This window comes from Salinifilum aidingensis, from assembly GCF_054782015.1.
The window spans coordinates 1-1,418 of record NZ_BAAGTH010000030.1; the positions used below are offsets into that span (position 1 = coordinate 1).

Annotated in this window: 1 protein-coding gene; it reads right to left on the reverse strand. The window is 71.5% G+C overall.

Features of this window, described 5'->3' with window-relative positions:
• Positions 1-2 precede the first annotated feature (2 nt).
• On the reverse strand, positions 3-1,418 hold a 1,416-nt coding region (locus ACYVJE_RS22970), incomplete at its 5' end, for an aldehyde dehydrogenase family protein (protein ID WP_461146121.1).

A 1,418-nucleotide genomic window follows, 5' to 3' on the forward strand; every position in this document is an offset into this window, starting at 1 on the left:
GGTCAGCGCGTGTGGTTGTGCATGACGTGTTTGGTGCGGGAGTAGTCGTCGAGGGCGTAGATGGACAGGTCGCGGCCGTAGCCGGAGCCTTTGAAGCCGCCCCAGGGCAGTTCGCTGGCCAGGGCCAGGTGGGAGTTGACCCAGACGGTGCCGGCGTCGATGCGGGCGGCGAGGTCGTGGCTGCGGCGGGCGTCGTTGGTCCAGACGGAGGCGGCCAGCCCGTAGGGCACGTCGTTGGCGCGGTGGAGGGCTTCGTCGTCGTCGTGGAAGGTTTCGACGGTGACGACGGGGCCGAAGACTTCCTCGCGGGTGATCTCGGCGCCGTCGGGGACGTCGACCAGCACCGTCGGTGCGATGAAGTAGCCCGGCCCGTCGAGCGGGCCGCCGCCGACGACCGGGCGGGCGCCGTCCTGGTGGGCGCGGTCGAGGTAGCCGAGCACGCGCTGGTAGTGCTCCTGCGAGACCACGGGGCCGAGTTCGACCTCGCCGCCGGCGCGGGGTTCGCCGACGGTCAGGGTGCTGACCTCGCGGACGAGGTGGTCGGTGAACGACTCGGCCACGGATTCGTGCACGAGCACGCGGCAGCCGGCGCCGCATTCCTGCCCGGAGTTCCAGTATCCGGCCGCGCGCATGGTCGAGGCCGCGGCGGCGAGGTCGGCGTCGGCGCAGACCACCACGGGGGCCTTGCCGCCGAGTTCGAGGTGCACGCGCTTGAGCCCGTCGGCGGCGTTGCGGGCCACCGCCTTGCCGCTGCCCACCGAGCCGGTCAGCGCGATCATGTCCACCTGCGGGTGTTCGGACAGCCGGTTGCCGACCACGTCGCCGTAGCCGGTGACGACGTTGAGCACCCCGGCCGGGAGCAGGTCGGCGACGAGTTCGGCGAACTTCAGCGTCGTCAGCGGGGTCTGCTCGGAGGGTTTGACCACGCAGGTGTTGCCGGCGGCGAGGATCGGGGCGATCTTCCAGGCGGCCATCATCAGCGGGTAGTTCCACGGGGTGACCACGCCGACGACGCCGAGCGGTTCGCGCTGGATCACCGACATATGGTCGTCGACGTAGTCCCCGCCGGCCATGGACGTGGTCGCGCGCGCCGCGCCGGCCATGAAGCGGAAGGAGTCGAGGGTGCCGGCGAGGTCATCGCGGGCGACCTGCAGCGGTTTGCCGGTGTTGGCGGCCTCGAGGTGCACGAGCAGGTCGGTGTGCTCGCCCACCCGGTCGGCGATCGCGTGCAGCAGGTCCGAACGGTCCTTGGGCACTCGCGCGGCCCACGCCGGCTGGGCCGCCACCGCCGCGGCCACCGCCCGATCCACATCAGCGGCCGTGCCCGCAGGCACACCGCACAACACCTCCTCCGAACACGGATCAACCACCTCGATCACGCGGTCCGACGAAGCCTCCACGAACTCCCCGTCCACGAA